At 39.8% G+C, this 18,859-nt stretch carries 15 protein-coding genes, 1 pseudogene and 1 other annotated feature; of the genes and pseudogenes, 6 read left to right on the top strand and 10 right to left on the bottom strand.

Translation table 11 applies throughout. The features are described 5' to 3' along the window. Positions 1-671: 671 nt before the first annotated feature. A pseudogene (locus JMY00_RS13565) lies at positions 672-863 on the top strand (DUF4172 domain-containing protein); the annotation flags it as partial. Between the two features lie 265 nt (positions 864-1,128). Here JMY00_RS13565 and JMY00_RS00220 read toward each other — a convergent pair. From JMY00_RS00220 to JMY00_RS00200, 5 genes are all read right to left on the bottom strand, one after another. Next, entirely contained in the window at positions 1,129-2,076 is a 948-nt protein-coding gene (locus JMY00_RS00220; RefSeq protein WP_240990593.1) for a c-type cytochrome, read from the bottom strand. Positions 2,077-2,689: 613 nt separating this feature from the next. Next, a complete protein-coding gene (locus JMY00_RS00215; RefSeq protein WP_201578654.1) occupies positions 2,690-3,037 on the bottom strand; it encodes a rhodanese-like domain-containing protein in 348 nt (115 codons plus the stop codon). Between the two features lie 38 nt (positions 3,038-3,075). Continuing rightward, a complete protein-coding gene (locus JMY00_RS00210) occupies positions 3,076-3,432 on the bottom strand; it encodes a hypothetical protein (protein ID WP_201548939.1) in 357 nt (118 codons plus the stop codon). A 110-nt stretch (positions 3,433-3,542) separates the two neighbouring features. Further along, a complete protein-coding gene (locus tag JMY00_RS00205; protein ID WP_240990592.1) occupies positions 3,543-4,943 on the bottom strand; it encodes an FAD/NAD(P)-binding oxidoreductase in 1,401 nt (466 codons plus the stop codon). A gap of 139 nt (positions 4,944-5,082) precedes the next feature. Then, positions 5,083-5,547, bottom strand: coding sequence for a hypothetical protein (locus tag JMY00_RS00200; protein WP_201578653.1), 465 nt, complete (start codon positions 5,545-5,547; stop codon positions 5,083-5,085). Between the two features lie 244 nt (positions 5,548-5,791). Here JMY00_RS00200 and JMY00_RS00195 point away from each other — a divergent pair, with 244 nt between their 5' ends. The 3 genes from JMY00_RS00195 (at position 5,792) to JMY00_RS00185 (ending at position 8,047) form a co-directional block, all read left to right on the top strand. Further along, entirely contained in the window at positions 5,792-6,484 is a 693-nt protein-coding gene (locus JMY00_RS00195) for a peroxiredoxin (protein WP_240990591.1), read from the top strand. A gap of 169 nt (positions 6,485-6,653) precedes the next feature. Beyond that, complete coding sequence (locus tag JMY00_RS00190; RefSeq protein WP_201578652.1) at positions 6,654-7,199, top strand: rhodanese-like domain-containing protein; 546 nt, start codon at positions 6,654-6,656, stop codon at positions 7,197-7,199. 98 nt (positions 7,200-7,297) lie between these two features. Then, the gene (locus JMY00_RS00185) at positions 7,298-8,047 is read left to right on the top strand and encodes an MBL fold metallo-hydrolase (RefSeq protein WP_201578651.1); all 750 of its coding nucleotides are present in this window, start codon (positions 7,298-7,300) and stop codon (positions 8,045-8,047) included. 305 nt (positions 8,048-8,352) lie between these two features. Here the strand turns inward: JMY00_RS00185 and JMY00_RS00180 are convergent, their stop codons facing one another. The 5 genes from JMY00_RS00180 to JMY00_RS00160 all read right to left on the bottom strand — a co-directional run bounded on the left by JMY00_RS00180 (position 8,353) and on the right by JMY00_RS00160 (position 14,729). Further along, complete coding sequence (locus JMY00_RS00180; protein ID WP_201578650.1) at positions 8,353-8,736, bottom strand: rhodanese-like domain-containing protein; 384 nt, start codon at positions 8,734-8,736, stop codon at positions 8,353-8,355. A 44-nt stretch (positions 8,737-8,780) separates the two neighbouring features. Beyond that, a complete protein-coding gene (locus JMY00_RS00175) occupies positions 8,781-8,897 on the bottom strand; it encodes a DUF2474 domain-containing protein (RefSeq protein ID WP_201548947.1) in 117 nt (38 codons plus the stop codon). Positions 8,898-8,985: 88 nt separating this feature from the next. Continuing rightward, positions 8,986-10,002: a cytochrome d ubiquinol oxidase subunit II gene (gene cydB / locus JMY00_RS00170; RefSeq protein ID WP_201578649.1), complete on the bottom strand. Its 1,017-nt coding sequence runs from the start codon at positions 10,000-10,002 to the stop codon at positions 8,986-8,988. Beyond that, positions 10,002-11,483 carry a cytochrome ubiquinol oxidase subunit I gene (locus tag JMY00_RS00165; protein ID WP_201578801.1) on the bottom strand — a complete coding sequence of 494 codons (1,482 nt, stop codon included), beginning with the start codon at positions 11,481-11,483 and terminating at the stop codon, positions 10,002-10,004. The genes cydB and JMY00_RS00165 overlap by 1 nt, the downstream gene beginning before the upstream one ends. 652 nt (positions 11,484-12,135) lie before the next feature. Further along, positions 12,136-12,251, top strand: a sequence feature (AL1L pseudoknot). A 225-nt stretch (positions 12,252-12,476) separates the two neighbouring features. After that, a complete protein-coding gene (locus tag JMY00_RS00160; protein ID WP_201578648.1) occupies positions 12,477-14,729 on the bottom strand; it encodes a choice-of-anchor F family protein in 2,253 nt (750 codons plus the stop codon). A gap of 628 nt (positions 14,730-15,357) precedes the next feature. Here JMY00_RS00160 and JMY00_RS00155 point away from each other — a divergent pair. Together JMY00_RS00155 and JMY00_RS00150 are read left to right on the top strand one after the other, a co-directional pair. Next, positions 15,358-15,945, top strand: coding sequence for a hypothetical protein (locus JMY00_RS00155; RefSeq protein WP_201578647.1), 588 nt, complete (start codon positions 15,358-15,360; stop codon positions 15,943-15,945). A gap of 277 nt (positions 15,946-16,222) precedes the next feature. Further along, entirely contained in the window at positions 16,223-18,496 is a 2,274-nt protein-coding gene (locus tag JMY00_RS00150) for a TonB-dependent receptor (protein ID WP_201578646.1), read from the top strand. The last annotated feature ends 363 nt before the right edge of the window (positions 18,497-18,859 follow it).

Below are 18,859 nucleotides of genomic sequence, written 5' to 3'. Positions count from 1 at the left end.
ATAGGTCTATAGTCGCAGTTACACTTGGGTCAGACCATTTGGTCACCGTCAATTTTTTAAATGATTTAAATCTGATTGTATAATCATGACTATGAGTCGATGTAAGTAAGTATTTTTCTCTACAGCCCATATTTCACGGACAAAAAAAGCCCCAACCTTAAGATTGGGGCTTTTCGAATCTGGTAGGCGTAATCGGATTCGAACCAACGACCTCTACCATGTCAAGGTAGGTCAACGAACATGTAAAAAATCATATTATCTTACATACACTGATTTCATTGGCTCTAAGATACTATATAGATAAATAATTAAGATGTAAATTATTATATAATAAAATTTAACTCGTATTTAGGCACTATATTTTTATAGTGTTTTTACCTCTACTCAATCACTGCTTATAACAAAAAGCCGCGTATTCTTATTAAAAATTTCTCTTTATTGCGTCTATTATTAATATCACTTCTCTAGTTTTAAAGTTCGCAGGTGCTGTTTCTATTGCTTATTCTCTGCATAATATGAAGAGGTTAATAGTTTTATATCTGCATATCTTTGAGGAAAATATAAAGCATATTGCCTATATTCATGAGCACTCAAATTGGACTGAATGGCAATGGTCGGACAAAAAGCTATTGCCACTCGTCAGTCGTGTGCGGATATGACAAGGCAGTTTACTAGGACAATTGCTGACGCTAAGGTTCGATCTGAATGTTGAGGCACAGTCAGATGCGGTGACTTTAGAAATTGTCAAAACTTCTGAGATTGAAGATGAGACGCTAAATGACGAGCAAGTGCGTTCCTCAGTTGTGCGGCACTTAGGGTTAGATAATGCCAGTATGCCAACGACTACTCGTGAGATCTATTGATTCGATGATGTTAATTAGAAATTTACTTAACTCGCTATGACAGAGAGAGTCTTAATGCAAAGCTATAGTAGAGCCCAGCATCTTTATAGTATGTAAGCATAGAGTTCTTAGATAGCCTAATGATTACTGTAAAATAATAAACGTGTAAAAAATGAGCTATATTGAAAAGACTGTAATAGAGATGGCTTGATTTTGATCATTAAAATATGTAATTGAAGTCTCTCAAGTTTATCTCTACTGTTTCTTCAGCATAGCTCAAACTTTATTAACGACGTACGTCTTTAGGCGCATCTCCATTGGGCCAGTCTTTATCTTTATTAGCTTTTACAGGGCGTGGTAAGTGAGTAAAGTAACTAGCAATATCGACTGCTTCTTGATCGCTAAGAGAGTTACCTTGTCCAAAAGGCATCTTACCTTTGATAAAAGCAGCTGCTGTGTATGTTCGTGCCATACCTGCGCCATCGTTAAAAGACTTTTCTCCAGCTACTGCTGGATAAACGTAAGAACTATCATCATTATATTGACCTTCGCCATTTTCACCATGGCAAACACTACATTTTTCAGCGAATAATTTTTTGCCATTATCTGTGTTAGGCTCCAAATTTTTATCTATTTTTACAAAGCCGCGACCTTCGGGTGAGACACCGTATGGCAAATCTTGTGATAGCCAGCTCATATAAGACACCATTGCATTCATATCATCTGAACCTAGGTCAAGCGCTTTGCCGTTCATTGAGCGTTCGAAACACCCGTTAATACGCTCTTGAATTGAGTTGACACGACCACCACGACTACGGTAAATAGGATAGATACCTGGCATACCATTCCAAGGAGCAGCGTAAGCTTCTGAGCCATTACCTAAATGACAGCTAGTACAATTTAATTGGTTGCCAACATTGTCGGGCAACTCTTTATAAGTATGATTAGCAATTTGCAAGCCGCGACGCACAGCTGCGCCAAACTCGTCATCTGGAATAGTAGACTCGTCAGGCATACTGACAGTCAATTTAGTGCTTGGATTTGAGGCCATATCTTTCTTAATTGCTGCAGCTTGTGACTCAAGTGATTTAACTCGTGCTAAAGCTTCAGCTTCTTCTACTCTGTCAACCGCTTTAACCTCTGTTTCACTACATGCTGTTATGCTTACTGCACTAATAGTTAAAGCGGTAGCAATCAAATAAGAAGTATGATTAATTTTAAATAATTTCTTCACTGGAATATCCTTATTATAAAATATAATATCCGATTACATATCTATATGTTAAATTGCAGGACATACTGATAGTAGTATGTCTAATTCTTGGGATAAGTTATGTTAGCTCTATGTATAGTAAAACGAGCTCATCGACTATATCAAGACTACATGCAATACATGATGAACAATGAGAAAGGATTAAAGATGTTTTGCTAGGTTAACTATTTGTTCTTCAAAGCTGCTGACATTACCTTACGCGCATCGCATATTTTGGGGAATACTGCAAGAAATTTCGTTTTTCTCTTTAAGGAGCATATATTCAATAGTGATATTCTTTTTATTGAATGGTATGGCCGAATTGACTTTTAGCACAGTAATGCCGATAACTTTTATAACTCTGTGCGCCGTAAGCTATTCTCTTTACCAGGTGCGCTGAGAGTCTATTCTGCGCACGACTATAAAGAGCACCTTGTCTCTTCAATTACTCAGGAAAAAATCGTAATCCAAGGCTCAGTGGGGCAAAAAACTCGAAAATTTTAGAGTAATCATGAATTATATAAACTTGCTCTATTCCAAATTCATTGACCATACAGTCTCTAATAGTCAGCCATGCGGTATCTGTCCAAATAAATTAATAAAAATCAATACCTTCATTTGCCATAGTTATTGGTATGTCCGTTTCAAGACATGTCTCATAACCTCCAGCAATTGAGGCCACTTGCGTATGGCCAAGTTCTGCTAGTGACTGAGCTGCTAGCGCCGCGCGTCCACTGCTTTGACAATATAGTAGGATTTCAGTATCAGCACCCTTGATAGCTGGTAGGTCAGAAATTCTAAATTCCAGTATGCCACGAGGTACTGATATTGCGCCTTTTATATGTCCCGCAGCATATTCAGCAGGCTCTCTGACATCAATAATGATATCTGCTTTATGACAAGCAACTTGAGCCTGTGCTACAGGTATTTCAGTAATTTGCATTGTTAAACGATCCAATTTAGATTATTTAGCACTTTTTATTATGGATATGAAGCGCTATGCTTGGTTAACCCAGACAGTCCGGTTATCAGTGGCAATATAACCACATAAGCATAAACAAACAATGCTGCCACCATTGCCAGATGGAAGGCCCAATCTACCCAATAATTGAGACTTCCTAAACTAGAATTAAAAAATAATGGCAAAGTAAAAAAGCCAATCCCTGCCGCAATAGCTGCTAGTACAGTGGTAAAACGATATGCTAGCTTTTGATGCCTACCTACAATGCCCCAATAACTCCATGTGATCAGTAATAATAGAAATAATGTACCGACCAGCATCGCATTCTCTAATATAGCTTCCCACAACATCATAAATGCTTGATTTAAAAGTAACATGACAGCTCCTTTGCAAATGTTAGCGAAACTTAGTAAAAGTCCTCGCTTATATAAACGGTAGCCAGCTCATTGAAACTTATGAAGATACTGACTATCTGTACTATACGAGGTTAAACTCGACCTTTGGCAACAGCCATATAAGCAGGTTTCAGCATCATTTCTTCTAGAAACCATGCGAAATAGCTTTCTTTTAACGGGTTAACCAAAGGCACACTTGGGGTTAAATTATTTTCATAATCGAACTCAACAAGCATTGCCTCACCTTCTTTGATTAACAACGGACACGAGGTATATCCATCAAATTTTTGACTGGGTGCCTTGCCTTGTATTACCTCAATAAGATTGTTCGTCACTATGGGTGCGGAGAGCTTAACGGTTGCGGCTGTTTTACCTTTTGGCGTTCCATTAATATCACCGACCCCAAAAATATTTTCATAGCGCTTGTGTTGTAGCGTATATTTATCAACGTCAAGCCAACCATTTTTATTGGCTAAGGGGCTGTTTAGTATACTGTCTACCGCAAACATGGGTGGTACAACATGAATAAAATCATAGTCTTGTCGACTTTGACTGCCCTCCGAATCCGTGAAATAGGCAGCTTTTGCTGATTTATCGATGCCAGTTAAGCGTTGCTCAAAGTTTGCGCCAATTGGTGGATCATAAGATGCCCAGCGTGATAATATATTTTCGTTTACAACAGGCACGCTAAATACCGTCTGATGCGGACTAAAAAATTGAATATCACTGTTTTGTCGTGTACCTGCTTGTATGAGTCTGTCATGCAGCATAAAGGTCATTTTCAATGGCGCACCTGCACACTTCATGTCAGTATGTGCTAGCGTCATTACGGCGCGCCCTCCTTTTTGACGAAAGGCATCTATTTGTTGCCATGTTTTTATAGCAATTTCTGGACTATGGTAAACACTACCAATGCCATCAGTGCCTAAGTCTTGAATATTAAGACCTTCTATTTTCTCAAAACCTAATCTTAAGCCAGTTGCTACCACTAGATAGTCATAGCCAATTTTTTTGCCGCTCTCAGTAATTACCTGATTGTTATCCGGTGAAAACTCACGGGCATTTTCTTGTATCCAATTTATTCCTGCAGGAAGAAGGTTGGCGTTACTGTCTATAACCTTGTCGGTATTATTCCAGACGCCTGTGGCTAACAAAGTGTAGCCAGGTTGATAATAGTGAGCTTGTCGACTGTCTAGTATAGTCAAGGTTGCGTTGGGAAGTTGACGACTCAATCTATTGGCAACAGCCAATCCTGCAATACCAGCACCGACAATAACAATATTAACTTTTTCTTGAGCTGTGGGAGACGATACGCAGCCATTCAGTGACATGCTGCCTATAACTGCTCCAGTTGCAATGCCTGCACCAATCAATTGACGACGATTAAATAATCTTGAAACTATTGGTTGTTTGTTATCGTCAGCGCGATTGGGATGCGCTGCCAACGCGTCTTGATTCGATATACTGTTTTGATTACTTGAATGTCGTTTCATAATGATCTCCTATGTCCTTCTATACCATTCAGAATAGTTAATTAAAATATATAGATATAAAACAAGGACATAAGAGCAGATGTTTTGTCCTTTCTATGGAGCGCTTAAGCTAATCAACTCTTAAGCTACTGATTTCTCATTAAAAACTGGCTATTTTTGTATCTTTATCAACCATCAATTTAGCAATGGCTGCAGGGTCTGCTACGGCAACACCATCAATTAGCGCAGACTTATCAAGCCCTTTACCCGGAAGATAAATGGCACAAACTTCGACTGTAGTTTTGGTTTTTTCCATAACTGTCTTCATTAACCCTTGTGCACTCATATTCATTGGTGGTTGCCCTGTAGTGACACTGCTAGGCGCATCACGTAGTGCCATGTCACCAGCTGCACCGCAGAGCAATACGTTGGTTTCAGCTCCTTGCTTCGCTGACTGCATAGTGAGCACCATTGACATTAGCTGCACCTGAGCATCATCCGATGTGACAATAACCAATAACGATGGTTTTGCTATCTTGATATGACGAGTTTCTTCAGCAGAAGCAGAACTAACTGCTAAAAAAGTGGCAACTGCAGTAAGGATAGGAATAAAGATTCGTTTCATAATATCTCTCAGTTTCTCACGAAGTTATCGGCTGCTATATTTGCTTATATGGCGAACAGCCGCTGGATAGTAATTTTAATAATACAAGTTTAAGACATGCTATTAGATAATAAGTTACAAGGTACATTTAGAAAAACTAATAGTTATATTAAACTATATAATATTTTTTAGTATATTACTATGCTATATTTAATCTATTGCATGATTGCAATGATTTAATACCTATTTAATTAAGGATAAACAAATGAGAAACCGTCAACGTTCACGTGAAAACTGTTCATGCCAAGATGACATGGGACCAACTAACGCCATTCAATTCCCTCAACTCAACCAACCGTCACCAGACTTCAATGCGTTAACCACTGATGGTATGAAGTCATTAGCTGACTACAAAGGTAAATGGTTAGTATTATTTTCTCATCCAGCAGATTTTACGCCTGTATGTACTACGGAGTTCATAGCCTTTGCCAATAAAGCTGAAGATTTTCGTACTAGAAACTGTGAATTGTTAGGATTATCTATTGATAGTGTGCATTCGCATATTGCTTGGATGCGTAATATCAAAGAAAATTTTGGTGTAGAGATTACCTTTCCTATTATTGCTGATTTGTCGATGCAGGTTGCCAAATCCTATGGCATGATTCAGCCCGGTGCCAGTGACACCTCAGCAGTACGTGCCACCTTTATCATTGACCCTGAAGGTATATTACGAGCAATGGTCTATTATCCAATGAGTAATGGTCGCTCTGTTGATGAATTCTTACGCTTACTTGATGCCTTGCAAACCAGTGATGGCAACAAAGTTGCTACACCAGAAAATTGGAAAGTGGGGGAGCCCGTCATTGTGCCGTCACCTCGTACCGCTGCAGAAGCTGAAATACGTGCTAATGAAGGCTATGAGTATAAGGATTGGTATTTTAGTAAAAAGTCGCTGTAACAAATATGAATTTGTGAATTAGCGATTAATTTTGAGAAAGTTAAGCCCTGTTAATTAACTAATGAGCCTTGGCTTTCTCAAATATCACTATTTATATTTATGCCACCAAGAGTGGTTATTAGCATCAGCCAGCTGGCATAAAAGAATCGTATGTATCTATGGAGAGAGCATGAAAACCATTATTTTGTCGTTATTCCTTATGTTTGGTATGATTTTTTCTGCCAGCGCGGAAGATTCGTTATCTGTGCCACCACAGGAGGTCTGGAGCCTTGTGCAGGAGCATCCTGATGAGTTGTTGTTTGTTGACGTACGAGATCCTATAGAAATCATGTTTGTCGGCTTTACGGATGCCGTGGATATCAATATTCCTTTTAAGCTAGTTGATCGTACCCAGTTTAATGAAGACAAAGGCAGCTTTGCTATGCAGAGTAACCCAGATTTTGTCAGTGGTATTGAAAAGGCACTAAAGGCTAAAGGGCTTGATAAAGACTCACTCATTGTTACGATGTGTCGTTCTGGTTCCGCACGTGGCAAGCCAAGTGCCGATTATTTAATTTCCCAAGGGTTTTCAAACGTAAAATATATTGATCACGGCTTTCAGGGAACTACAGTAAAAGAGGGTAGGATGAAGGGATTTCGTGTAGTGAACGGTTGGCAAAATGCTGGTTTACCTTGGTCGTCAATGATTAATGCAAACAAGATTAGTAAACCTTGAGCCTTGCTAAGTGCTATATATAGATGGTTATTAGCACAGCATTTATGTTGAATGACTTCTACTACTGTTAATATTAAATCACTAAACGAGGTTTTATTATGATATTTCGACAACTATATGAGCCGCTCTCTAGTACTTATACCTATCTTATAGGAGACGTCAATACAGGACAGGCAGTACTAATCGATCCTGTCATTGCGACGATGGATCGCGACTTAGCTGAGATACACAGATTGGGTCTGACTCTAGCTTATACTATTGATACACATATCCATGCCGACCATATAACAGCCGCTTTGGAGATAAAGCGTGCGGTTGGTAGTAAGATCGCTGCACCTGCCTACGACCGACTGGCATGTGCGGATGTTGGGCTAGAAGAAGGTATCCCATTTGAGATTGATGGTATTAGCTTGCAGCCTTTACATACACCAGGTCATACTGCAGGACATTTTGCTTACTTGTACAATGATCGAGTTTTTACTGGAGATGCGCTACTGATAGATGGGTGTGGTCGCACTGACTTTCAGCACGGTGATGCAGATGCATTGTATCATTCTGTGAGGCAAAAATTGTTTTCTTTGCCGGATGAAACATTAGTTTATCCTGCACATGATTATAAAGAGAGGTTTGTGTCCTCAATCGCGCAAGAAAAAAAGCGCAATCCAAGGCTTGGTGGCGATACAACGATCGAAGAATTTAGAGCTATTATGAATAACTTAGATCTACCATATCCTAAATTTATAGATCATGCAGTACCTGGTAATCAGCAGTGTGGTGTCTGTCCAAATGACTTACCTGATAACCTAGCGGCATACTGTCGTCAGATGGAACATAGTCCTCAAGGGTAATATGCCTTATGCTAGAGAGGTATTAAGCGCTTTTTGTAGTTAAGCGTTTTAATACCTTTATCTATATATAAGTAGAGCGTTAGAATTTTTCTGATGGACGGATAAATAGACTAGAATCGTTAATCATCGCATGCTACTCATAACGACCCCAGTCGCAGAATAAACTGATAATGGCCTAAAGTTCTTAAAACAGTTAGATTTAAGTCATGGTCAGTGCTAGAAGCAGTTAAACCAACCGTTAGGCTTAACATATGAGTCGACCCACCTAATCGCATATATAATACGTTCCTATTGAAAATAAGTAGCTAATAAAAATCAATACCTTCATTTGCCATAGTTATTGGTATGTCCGTTTCAAGACATGCCTCATAACCGCCAGCAATTGAGGCCACTTGCGTATAGCCAATTTCTGCTAGTGACTGAGCTGCTAGCGCCGCGCGTCCACTGCTTTGACAATATAGTAGGATTTCAGTATCAGCACCTTTGATAGCTGGCAGGTCAGAAATTCTGAATTCCAGTATGCCACGAGGTACTGATATTGCACCTTTGATATGGCCCGCAGCATATTCAGCAGGCTCCCTGACATCAATAATGATATCTGCTTTATGACAAGCAACTTGAGCCTGTGCTACAGGTATTTCAGTAATTTGCGCTTTCGCAGCGCTAACTAGGTCATGTGAGGTTTTCATATTAATGCCTTAGAATAGGTGAGTTCATCATATGTTTAAAGTAATTACAAGCCCATTGCCAGCTTGATTAATTGCGCAATAATAAAAATAGTCAAAAACCCTGCTATATACAATCCAATGAACCATGCCCATTGTGTTTCTTTTTTACTAAAATTTTTCATAATGACTTCCTAGTTAGCGTATTAGTCAGCTTGTTAGGCCCAGCTGCCATAATGACTTACAGCAACTGTCAGTTATTGATAATCATGATTAATACATATGCTCATGATCTGTTTTTCCCTTAAAGGTGTAATAGGCAAAAGCAGTATAACTTAGGATAATCGGTAGCATGATGACCGCACCAACAAGCATAAAGGATAACGACGTATCCGCCGCCGCCGCTTCATAAACAGTCATCTGATAGGGAACAATGTAAGGGAAAATAGCAAAACAAACACCGATATAACCCATCAAAAATAACGCGACCGTTAGTAGAAAGGGACGGTACTCTCGCTCACCTGTCAAGTCTTTACGCATCAAGAAGAATAGCAGTAACACAATGATTGGCATCGGAGCTAGGTAGAGGATACCTGGTAAACTGAACCAGCTTTCAATGGCCACGATATCTGAGAGGTACATAAACACCGTTACCACTATCATCGCTGCGACCAAAGCAAAAAGCAGCCACTCAGAAACTTTACGCGCCCATACTTGTAGGTTGTGTTCTGTCTTAATGATTAGCCACGTAGAGCCAAGTAAGGCATAACCAATAATCATCGCAAAGCCGCAGACGATAGAGAAAGGTGTTAACCAGTCGAATGGACCACCACTATATAAACGATTACTGGCTTCTAGACCTTGTATTAAAGCACCCAACATTAGCCCTTGACAAAAAGTCGCTAACACCGAGCCCACAAAGAAGAAACTGTCCCATACATGACGACGTGTTGAGGATTTAAATCGAAACTCAAACGCGACACCGCGCATAATTAGACCGAATAGCATAAAGATAACTGGTAAGTACAAGCCACTCATAACAATGCCATAAGCGACAGGGAATGCGGCAAATAAGCCGCCACCACCAAGTACGAGCCACGTCTCGTTACCGTCCCAAAATGGCGCGATAGAGTTCATGATGCGGCTACGATTTTTGTCAGAGCCAGCAAAAGGAAATAAAATACCACAGCCCAAATCAAAACCATCAAGTAAAACGTATATGAAGACAGATAAGGCAACTAAACCGCCCCAAATTAGAGGTAAATCTAATACATCACCAAAGTTAAACATTAGCGTAACCCCTCATCATCTTTATCGTTTGCAGGCGTATCCAAGTTCTCTGTATTATCACGTTTGAGGCTTTCAGTAGGGTTACTATCCCCACTTAATGTACGACCCTGACCTTCAGTCACAGAATGCTCATAGAAATTATCTTCCGCAGGATCTTCATAAGGTTGTGGGCCTTTAGAGATCAACTTTAGAATGTAGAAGCTACCCGCGCCAAAGACAAAGATATATAGTACGATAAAGCCAATCAAGGTAGTGGCCACTTGTTGGGCAGCTACTGGTGAAATACTCTCAGCGGTACGAATGACACCATATACAGTCCAAGGCTGGCGTCCTACTTCAGTAACGAACCAACCTGAAAGCACTGCAATAAAACCCATCGGGGTCATGACCATCCATGCCCGGTGAAACCACTTGCTTTCAGGGTTGTAATGTTGTTTTTTGAAGTATTTATAGATACTGAACAGGCCGACAAGTACCATCAAGGTACCAATAGCAACCATAATCCGGAATGCCCAAAATACAATGGCGACAGGTGGCTGATCTTCTGGTGCCCAATTTTTAAGTCCTTTGACCTCACCATCTAATGAATGAGTCAGAATTAACCCTGAGACATAGGGAATACTTACTTCGTAATTATTAGTCTGATTTTCTTGATCTGGGATAGCGAATAGACGTAAAGCTGCACCGCGCTCATCTTCCCAAATACCTTCCATCGCGGCAACTTTAGCTGGCTGATGCTCTAAAGTGTTTAGACCATGCTCATCACCGATCAACACTTGAGCTGGCGCAACAAAGATAGCCATAATCATCGCCATACCGAGCATGACTTGACCGTGCTTGCGATTTTCAGTGTGTTTTTTTGATTGAATATAATAAGCGCCAACGCCGCCGATGACAAAAGCAGTCGTTAAGTAGGCAGCCGTTACCATATGTGCAAAACGGTAGGGGAAGGAGGGGTTAAATATAATCTCAAGCCAATTGGTAGGATAGAGAAGACCATCAGCGCCTATCATAAAACCTTGTGGCGTTTGCATAAAGCTATTAGCCGACAAAATCCAAGTAGCTGATATCAGTGTACCAATAGCGACAATCGCAGTTGAGGCAAAGTGCATACGTTTGCTAACGCGGCCCCAACCAAAGAGCATGATACCTAAGAAGGACGCTTCTAAGAAAAACGCCGTCAATACTTCATAAGCTAATAATGGACCTATGACGTTACCGGCTTTATCTGAGAACACCGCCCAGTTAGTGCCGAACTGATAGGACATTACAACGCCTGATACGACACCAAGACCAAAGACTACAGCAAAGATCTTGACCCAATGCTTATAGACTTCAGCATAGATAGGGTTACCCGTTCTAAGCCAACGAAACTCTAGTACCGTTAAAAAACTGGCAAGTCCGATAGAAAAAGCGGGGAAAATAATATGCCATGAAATGACAAAAGCAAATTGGATACGTGCGAGCATCAACGCATCCATCTGATCGATCACAAATGCAGCGAACATAAATGGTTACCTTTGTTTGTTAACTGAGTGGCGCAACCTTCCATGATATGTTTAAGCAACTGTTCGTCCATAAAAGTAAAAAATATTACGGGTAATAGCCAATAGTTATTTAGCTAAAATTATCAATATAAGCTCTTAAAAATTAACAGTCATCTATCTGTTATACGAATGGATTGCTATATGTAGTAGTCGTTAGATAATTATCGATGATATAAAAAATACTATGAAATAAAGATCAAAAAGATAATTAATATTCAACTGTTCTTGTTGATAGTTATTAGTAATATATTTAAATAAATCTGTAGTAATAATACACGATATACTATTGTATAGTATACAAAAATATATATTAATTGCATTTAGTCAGTCAGTTACTATGCTTTAGACAAAAGAATGTGTCGTTCATATGCTGATTAAAACGTTAGGCGTTTACTTCTTTACATTCACATGGTTAGCTGTCTAAGTAATAGCGTCAGAGATTGTAACCAGGGGCTGTAGGCTTGAAGATCGGACATAATGGTATAAAAGCATATAAATAAAACCATACCTGAAAATGTGCAAGTACGAAGATAGGGGCAGCGTATTAAAGAGCTCAAACAAGCGAATGAAGTCATGCACAAGAATACGACTTTTTCGCACAGGCAGAGCTCGACCGCAAACTGGATAATTAGTCAGTTTATCGATGACTACAAAAATAATCACGGGATCGAGCCAATCTGTCGAGTAATGCTGATTGCCTCATCAAACTACTATCGTGCTAAATACTTGGAGCGTTGTTTTAGAAAGCGCTATTTAGAGAAATTATAAATCGCTACAAAGGCACAAGAGATAAAAGAAATCGTACTTTTTGGGATTGCTATTAATGCCTTTACCGCAATACATACTTATAAAAAAGCCAGATAATCTAGTATCTGGCTTTTCATAAAATCTTAATCCTTAATAGGAAGAGGTGAGTATTTTATCTATCTAAAAAGTAGTGTTTAAGCCAATTTGTAGGCCTTGACTATCATAGTCACTACCAAATGTTCCATTATAACCACCGTATACAGCAACTTGAGTAGAGGCATTAGTTCTAATAACATGATCAACGCCAACACTCACATCTATCAAGTCTTCATCCATACCTTTCACTGTGTAAGGTGCTAAACCATTTTGGTCTATGAAACCGCTCTTGATAGCAAGATCATCGCCAGATGCGTTTGTGTATTTAACACTACCTGTTAGACGAGTATTACTAGTAGGGAGTTGATATTCACCACGGGCACCGATAGAAGCTAGAAGGATATCAGAGTCTTGATCTCCAACTTCTAGATTCCAAATACCTGCGCTATTTTCAGTAAATCCGTCAACTGAAACATCATAATATTCAATTGATGCCGTAGGACCTACTTTAAAGCCGCCCATGTCTTTCAAATAATCAACATTTAATGCTGCGAAAACCTGTGAGCCGTCGGTATTTGCAGTTGCGGTGGACTGATCCGGTGCTTCCCGTGACGAGTCATATGATAGATCTTGATAGCCGACTGAGGCTTGCACTAAGCCGCCCGCACCAAAACGAGTTCGTGTAAAGGCTGTTACTGAGTAACCATCAGCATCTATCTTGCCTTGATTCTGATACGCTTCTGCCTCTGAATCTGTATAACCTACTGCCAAACCTAGCGAGGAATTAGTACCGTTTAGACGCTTCTCTATACCTGCAGAAAGTGAATAAACATCAATATCATAACCTAGAGAATTACTCACTGGATCATATGATGAACGTGAGCCACTTTGCGAAGCAAAACCATACAGACCATCCTGCATTAACCAACTATCATTATTTGAATTAGCATCCTGATTATTACTCATGCTATCCCAAGGTACAGATCTAGTAACGGCTCTTAACTGATCACGCGATGCCTCGAAGCCAATATTAGTGAATGCTGCTGCGTAACCAAATCCGATACTATTTAGGAACTTCGATTTTTCAGTTGCACTCATCTCTTCAATACCAGAGATGGCATCTTGATAAGTTTCGTTATTACCTAGAAGGTTTAGATAAGGAACTTCGGCCAACGTATCCACATAAATTGCATTTCGCAACTGATAATCAGATGTTGCACTCGCGACGATAGGTGCAAACTTTGGAGCAATGCGCACTGTTACTTCACCACCGTCAATAGTACCGACCGTCATTGTGTAATTCAGATTGGCATTACGTAGATCTTCGACTGGTTCAACTTCAAATAAACCATTCGCTGTTGCCGCAGCCACAATAGTCTCAGGTACTAAGCTGCCTGACTCATAACCAAGGTCCTCTACACTAACGCCTAATGAAGTTGCTAAATCAGTAAGTCTGGCGGCAATATTGTCTTCAGTATCTAGTGTGCCGTATGTCCAGCCACCTTTAGAAGGATTATTCCACGCGATTAGTGCACCCTCATCATCGGGATCTTCATTATCGTCCCAGAATATACCGTCTGGTACCATAGTGTTGTCTAGATAGCCTGTACCGAAAAGTGCATTGTATTCATCGTTGGAGAGACCATCGAACGTCAAAGTATTCCTTGACTTTGTGACAAGATTAAATTTTGTTTTTTCAGGAGAGAAAAATCCAATTTCACCTTCTTGACCACCGCCACCAAATAAACCATCGGTCAATCCAGCACCTAAACCAATATCTGTAGCATCGAGGTTAAATAAAGCAGTGTTATCAGGATCCAACTCATCCATTAGATTACCATCTTTATCCAATAGCTCAATATTGAAACCAGTAATACGCGCACCTGTAAAATTAGACATTTTTCCAAACGTGAAATAATCCACTGATGAAGTATCGATAGGTTCATCTGTTTCTGTATTTATATATTCTTTTGTTGAAGTACGAAAATGCGTATCAAATGGATCCATTCCTGTTAGATAGTTTTTTATACGTTTGCCAGACCCAGATATTGAATCACACAGCGCTTCATTACTCGCCATCAGACAATTGGTGACGATACCGCGTGAGTCAAGATCTGAGAAGCTAGTGGTGAATCTATCATAAGGTTCAACAATAACCGGATTTTCATTCGTATACTCATTGTCCCTAGACGCGGTAAAGGTTATCGCCTTAATACCTGGCTCTACGACATTTTCTTTTTCATCGACATAGACAAAGCCACCACCTGACGTTCCAATGAAAGCATCAGTATCGAAAGTATCTGCATGTGCAATAGTCAATGGAACTACCAGTGCCACCGGTGCAACCGACACTAACAAGTATTTTTTAATCTTCATTTTGTACTCCCCAACCTATATGTTATTTGACTAGCTATTACTATCAATAAAAACATGTGATGAAAAAATACAAACAACTTTTATCATCAGTTCATTCCAGCTACAAAAGCCTATTCAGTATGACTTTTATAGGTTTGATGCGGCTTAATATTAGTGCTGTTGAAATTCTATTTTATTAATATACAAATTTATATATTCAATAATAATATAGCAACATCGATTGGGGTTTGCAAACAAAAAAACACTCAAAGAATCAATAAGATATAACATTTACATCTCTTTGATAAATATCCTTAATAATATTAAGGGTTTAGAGGTAAACTACTGCACTCTATTATTTACAATTAAGCTGCTTAATTAATATTTAAGGATTTTACCGTAAAAAATGATATCTACTTGCTTAAATAAAGCTTGTAAAAAGAATACCCATTACCTTAGAATGGCATTACTTGCGGTCATGTATATTTTGTTAAGTATCTTTTCTTGAATGCTTCAAACTGATTTTTCAAAATATCAAGCCTCCCTAACTATAAATGTTACTAATATTACCTATGCATGATTAACAGATGGGTAATAAGATGACCCTATCATGTCTACTAAGCATCGCAAGCTTGTTTTACGATATTCATCACCCGTAACAATGTGGTTGGGCACGGTGGTTGCATGTTTTGCTTGGATCATGCACATCTCTCTATTGCTGACACCTCTATGGGATGACAATACCCACTTAGGTCATGGTATCTGTGCTGAGCTTGCACCGATTGTATCGGCAGCTAAGCAGTATGAGAAAATACAGGCTAATATTACTCAAACGAATCACAACATACCCATTGATAGTGCCGCTCGTCATTTACCTCATCATAATGCATCCTTATCTTTAGCATCGCCTGCGACTGTTAAGCCAGTCGTAACGGTTGTCGCCGCACCTTCACAGGAAGTCTTATATACCGAAGATAAGGTTAGAAGCTCTGACCCTGACTCCGTAAAATACAATGGCTGCTACTTTTGCACTGCCATGTCTGCAGCACTATTACCAGTCGCTTTTACACATACTGATTCAGCTTTGATAGAGCTGTCTACTGTCTTAGTTACGCTTTTGTATCGCTCAAATGCCTACTATCCTAGTAATTTCTTACAACCTCTTACACGCGCTCCTCCACAATCTATACTCATATAATCAGTGATATTTAAAGGCAGGTAGTTGCTATCAATCAATGAGCTTATTTGAAGCTTTGATTGACGCGTTTGTATGCGTTTGCCTAAAACACTGCACTCAAAATACTGCACTCACAATATTGTGCTGAAAATACCGTCTATTTATATCGGAACATGCTCAGTAAGCACCTAGTCTAAACCCACAATTACTTGGCCTAAATGGCATCTTGGGACAAAAAACTGAATAACCGATTTTATAAAAGACGTTTAAAACGTTTAAGAATTTCTAGGAAAATAAGATGTTAATTTCACCAATGAATGCTGTACCTACCTTAAAACTCAGTGTTTTATCTATAGCTTTATTTCAAATCAGTAGCGCCTATGCTGACACTGCCAACATAAATAGTTATGGTCATAGCGAAGCGCTTCCAACTGCAACCTTACCGACAATCACCGTTTATGCCCCCGTAGCAAGTACCAATATTCTAGGCACAGCTGCAACGCTCGATCGCAATGATATCAATAGCAAACAAGTTGCGACCAGTGATACCGCTACCATATTGACCAAAATCCCTGGTATCAATGTACAGAGTGCTGGCGGTATCTCAAGCTTACCTGTTGTTAGAGGTTTGGCCGACAACCGTTTACGTATTTTGGTAGACGGTGTGGACTCAATTGCTTCTTGTCCAAATAGCATGAATTCACCGCTATCTTATATCGTACCTAGCGCAGTGGCAGACGCTACTGTCTATGCTGGCGTCACACCAGTGAGTGTTGGCGGTAATAGTATCGGCGGCACTATCGTTGTTGAAACTGCAGAGCCAGTATTTTCTGCGGACAGCACTTTGGTCAGCTCAGGTGAAGTTGGAGCGTTTTATCGCAGCAATGGTAATGGCTACGGTGCCAACCTTTCAACGACGCTAGCGGATGATATTTTTAGCTTAACTTATAAAGGTAGCTATGCTCAGTCTGATAATTATACTGCTGGTGGCGACTTTAAGTCTTATACAGCAACAGGTAACGGTGATAAAAAATTACCCAAAGATGAAGTCGGATCTACCGCTTTTGAAAGCAAAAACCAATCGCTAGATCTTGCTTATAAAAACGGTGACCATTTACTACAAGGCACTTATTTATCACAGCGTGTACCAGAGGAGCTATACCCAAACCAGCGTATGGATATGCTTGACAACCAGCTCGATAGAATAAACTTACGTTACAAAGGTGAGTTGAATTGGGGGCAGTTAGAAGCACAGGCATATACTGAGAACGTCGAACACTATATGAACTTTGGTGATGATAAACAGTTCTTTTATAATGACGCCAATGGCATGCCAATGTATACCGATAGCGAAACTATCGGTGCTAATATCAAAGGTATTATTGAATTGACTAACCAAGGCACAGCGACCGTAGGTGCTGAATATCAAGACTATACGCTCAACGACTTATGGCCAGCTTCTGGTACTGGGATGATGTCACCAAATGAATTCCAAAATATCAATAATGGTCAGCGCCAACGTATTGGCGTCTATGGCGAATGGGAAAAGCAAATCACGCCGAAATGGACAACTCAAATTGGTGCTCGTTATGAAAACGTACGTACTAGCGCTGATGAAGTCATTGGCTATAACATGATGGCTAATCAAACTCGTGATAGCGCTAACTTCAACGCTAGTGATCGAAGCATCACTGACAATAATATTGATGCAACCGTGATAGCCCAGTATGATATAGATGAACAACGTTCAATAGAGCTAGGTGTTGCCCATAAAGAGCGTACCCCAAGTATTTATGAGCGATATACATGGTCGACATGGCCAATGGCGGCTATCATGAACAATACTGTGGGTGATGGTAATGGCTATTTTGGTGATCCAAGCCTGCAACCAGAAAAATCCAATACTTTATCGGCAACTTTCGATTGGCATGCTGTTAATGATAGTTGGAACATCAAAGCTACTCCTTACTATTCAAAAATTGACGACTATGTCGATGCTGTACAGTGGGACTCAGCTACGAACGCACCTGCAGCTACCCAAACAGTAGATCGATACAAGGTGCTACGTTATACCAATCAAGACGCTAGAATATATGGCATCGATATCACCGCAGATCGTGACTTAGCCAATAATGCTTGGGGTTATTGGGGCCTCTCAGGTTCACTGAGCTACACCAATGGCAAGAACGAAGAAACTGGCTCTGATCTATATAACATAATGCCCTTGAATGGTAGCATTGCACTTAATCATGAGAATAGCGGTTGGAAAAACCAAGTTGAAGTAGTGGGCGTCGCTGCCAAAAACAAAGTCTCAGATCCTCGTAATGAGCTGAAAACCTCAGGCTATGGCTTGTTGAATCTAAGTACTGGTTATCAGTGGAAAGATATGAGTGTCGAAGTGGGTGTCGATAATGTGTTTGACAGAAGTTACGCCTTACCTTTAGGGGGTGCTTATATGGGTCAAGGTAAAACCATGTCAATGAATGGTGAGTTAGCATCAGGGTCTAACTGGGGTACTACCGTACCAGGTGTTGGCCGCTCATTCTTCATGGGTGTGAATTATAAGTTTTAGTTTCGTTGATGTTTGCTGAAAGTGAGAAAAGAGGTAGTTTGAATCGACGTATAGCTTTCTTTTCCGCTAAAGCCCATATTTATGGATAAAAAAGCCCCAGTCTTAAGATTGGGGCTTTTCGAATCTGGTAGGCGTAATCGGATTCAAACCAACGACAACGTTGTTACCAGTGAAGATCTAATAACTATTTTAGAAAGTATCACGTAGGGCAAATGAATGCTAACGCAAAGCGGCAATAATACCAGCAATTTTGTAATATGTCAGCACAAACACTTGAACAGCGTAATGACTACTACAAAATATTAAAACGCATGTAAAAAGTAGACGATGTAATAAAAAGAGTATGGTGCAAAGTTTTATTGT

Origin of the sequence: Psychrobacter sp. Pi2-52 (assembly GCF_904846705.1) — a bacterium.
Lineage (GTDB): Bacteria > Pseudomonadota > Gammaproteobacteria > Pseudomonadales > Moraxellaceae > Psychrobacter.
This window is presented reverse-complemented; position numbering and strand designations above follow the sequence as displayed.

Bases quoted from the DNA above. Each gene is read 5' to 3' on its own strand.
- JMY00_RS00215 (WP_201578654.1), bottom strand. From the start codon at position 3,037: ATGCAAATTACTGAAATACCTGTAGCACAGGCTCAAGTTGCTTGTCAT.
- JMY00_RS00210 (WP_201548939.1), bottom strand. From the start codon at position 3,432: ATGTTACTTTTAAATCAAGCATTTATGATGTTGTGGGAAGCTATATTA.
- JMY00_RS00205 (WP_240990592.1), bottom strand. From the start codon at position 4,943: ATGAAACGACATTCAAGTAATCAAAACAGTATATCGAATCAAGACGCG.
- JMY00_RS00200 (WP_201578653.1), bottom strand. From the start codon at position 5,547: ATGAAACGAATCTTTATTCCTATCCTTACTGCAGTTGCCACTTTTTTA.
- JMY00_RS00195 (WP_240990591.1), top strand. From the start codon at position 5,792: ATGAGAAACCGTCAACGTTCACGTGAAAACTGTTCATGCCAAGATGAC.
- JMY00_RS00190 (WP_201578652.1), top strand. From the start codon at position 6,654: ATGAAAACCATTATTTTGTCGTTATTCCTTATGTTTGGTATGATTTTT.
- JMY00_RS00185 (WP_201578651.1), top strand. From the start codon at position 7,298: ATGATATTTCGACAACTATATGAGCCGCTCTCTAGTACTTATACCTAT.
- JMY00_RS00180 (WP_201578650.1), bottom strand. From the start codon at position 8,736: ATGAAAACCTCACATGACCTAGTTAGCGCTGCGAAAGCGCAAATTACT.
- JMY00_RS00175 (WP_201548947.1), bottom strand. From the start codon at position 8,897: ATGAAAAATTTTAGTAAAAAAGAAACACAATGGGCATGGTTCATTGGA.
- cydB (WP_201578649.1), bottom strand. From the start codon at position 10,002: ATGTTTAACTTTGGTGATGTATTAGATTTACCTCTAATTTGGGGCGGT.
- JMY00_RS00165 (WP_201578801.1), bottom strand. From the start codon at position 11,483: ATGGATGCGTTGATGCTCGCACGTATCCAATTTGCTTTTGTCATTTCA.
- JMY00_RS00155 (WP_201578647.1), top strand. From the start codon at position 15,358: ATGTCTACTAAGCATCGCAAGCTTGTTTTACGATATTCATCACCCGTA.
- JMY00_RS00150 (WP_201578646.1), top strand. From the start codon at position 16,223: ATGTTAATTTCACCAATGAATGCTGTACCTACCTTAAAACTCAGTGTT.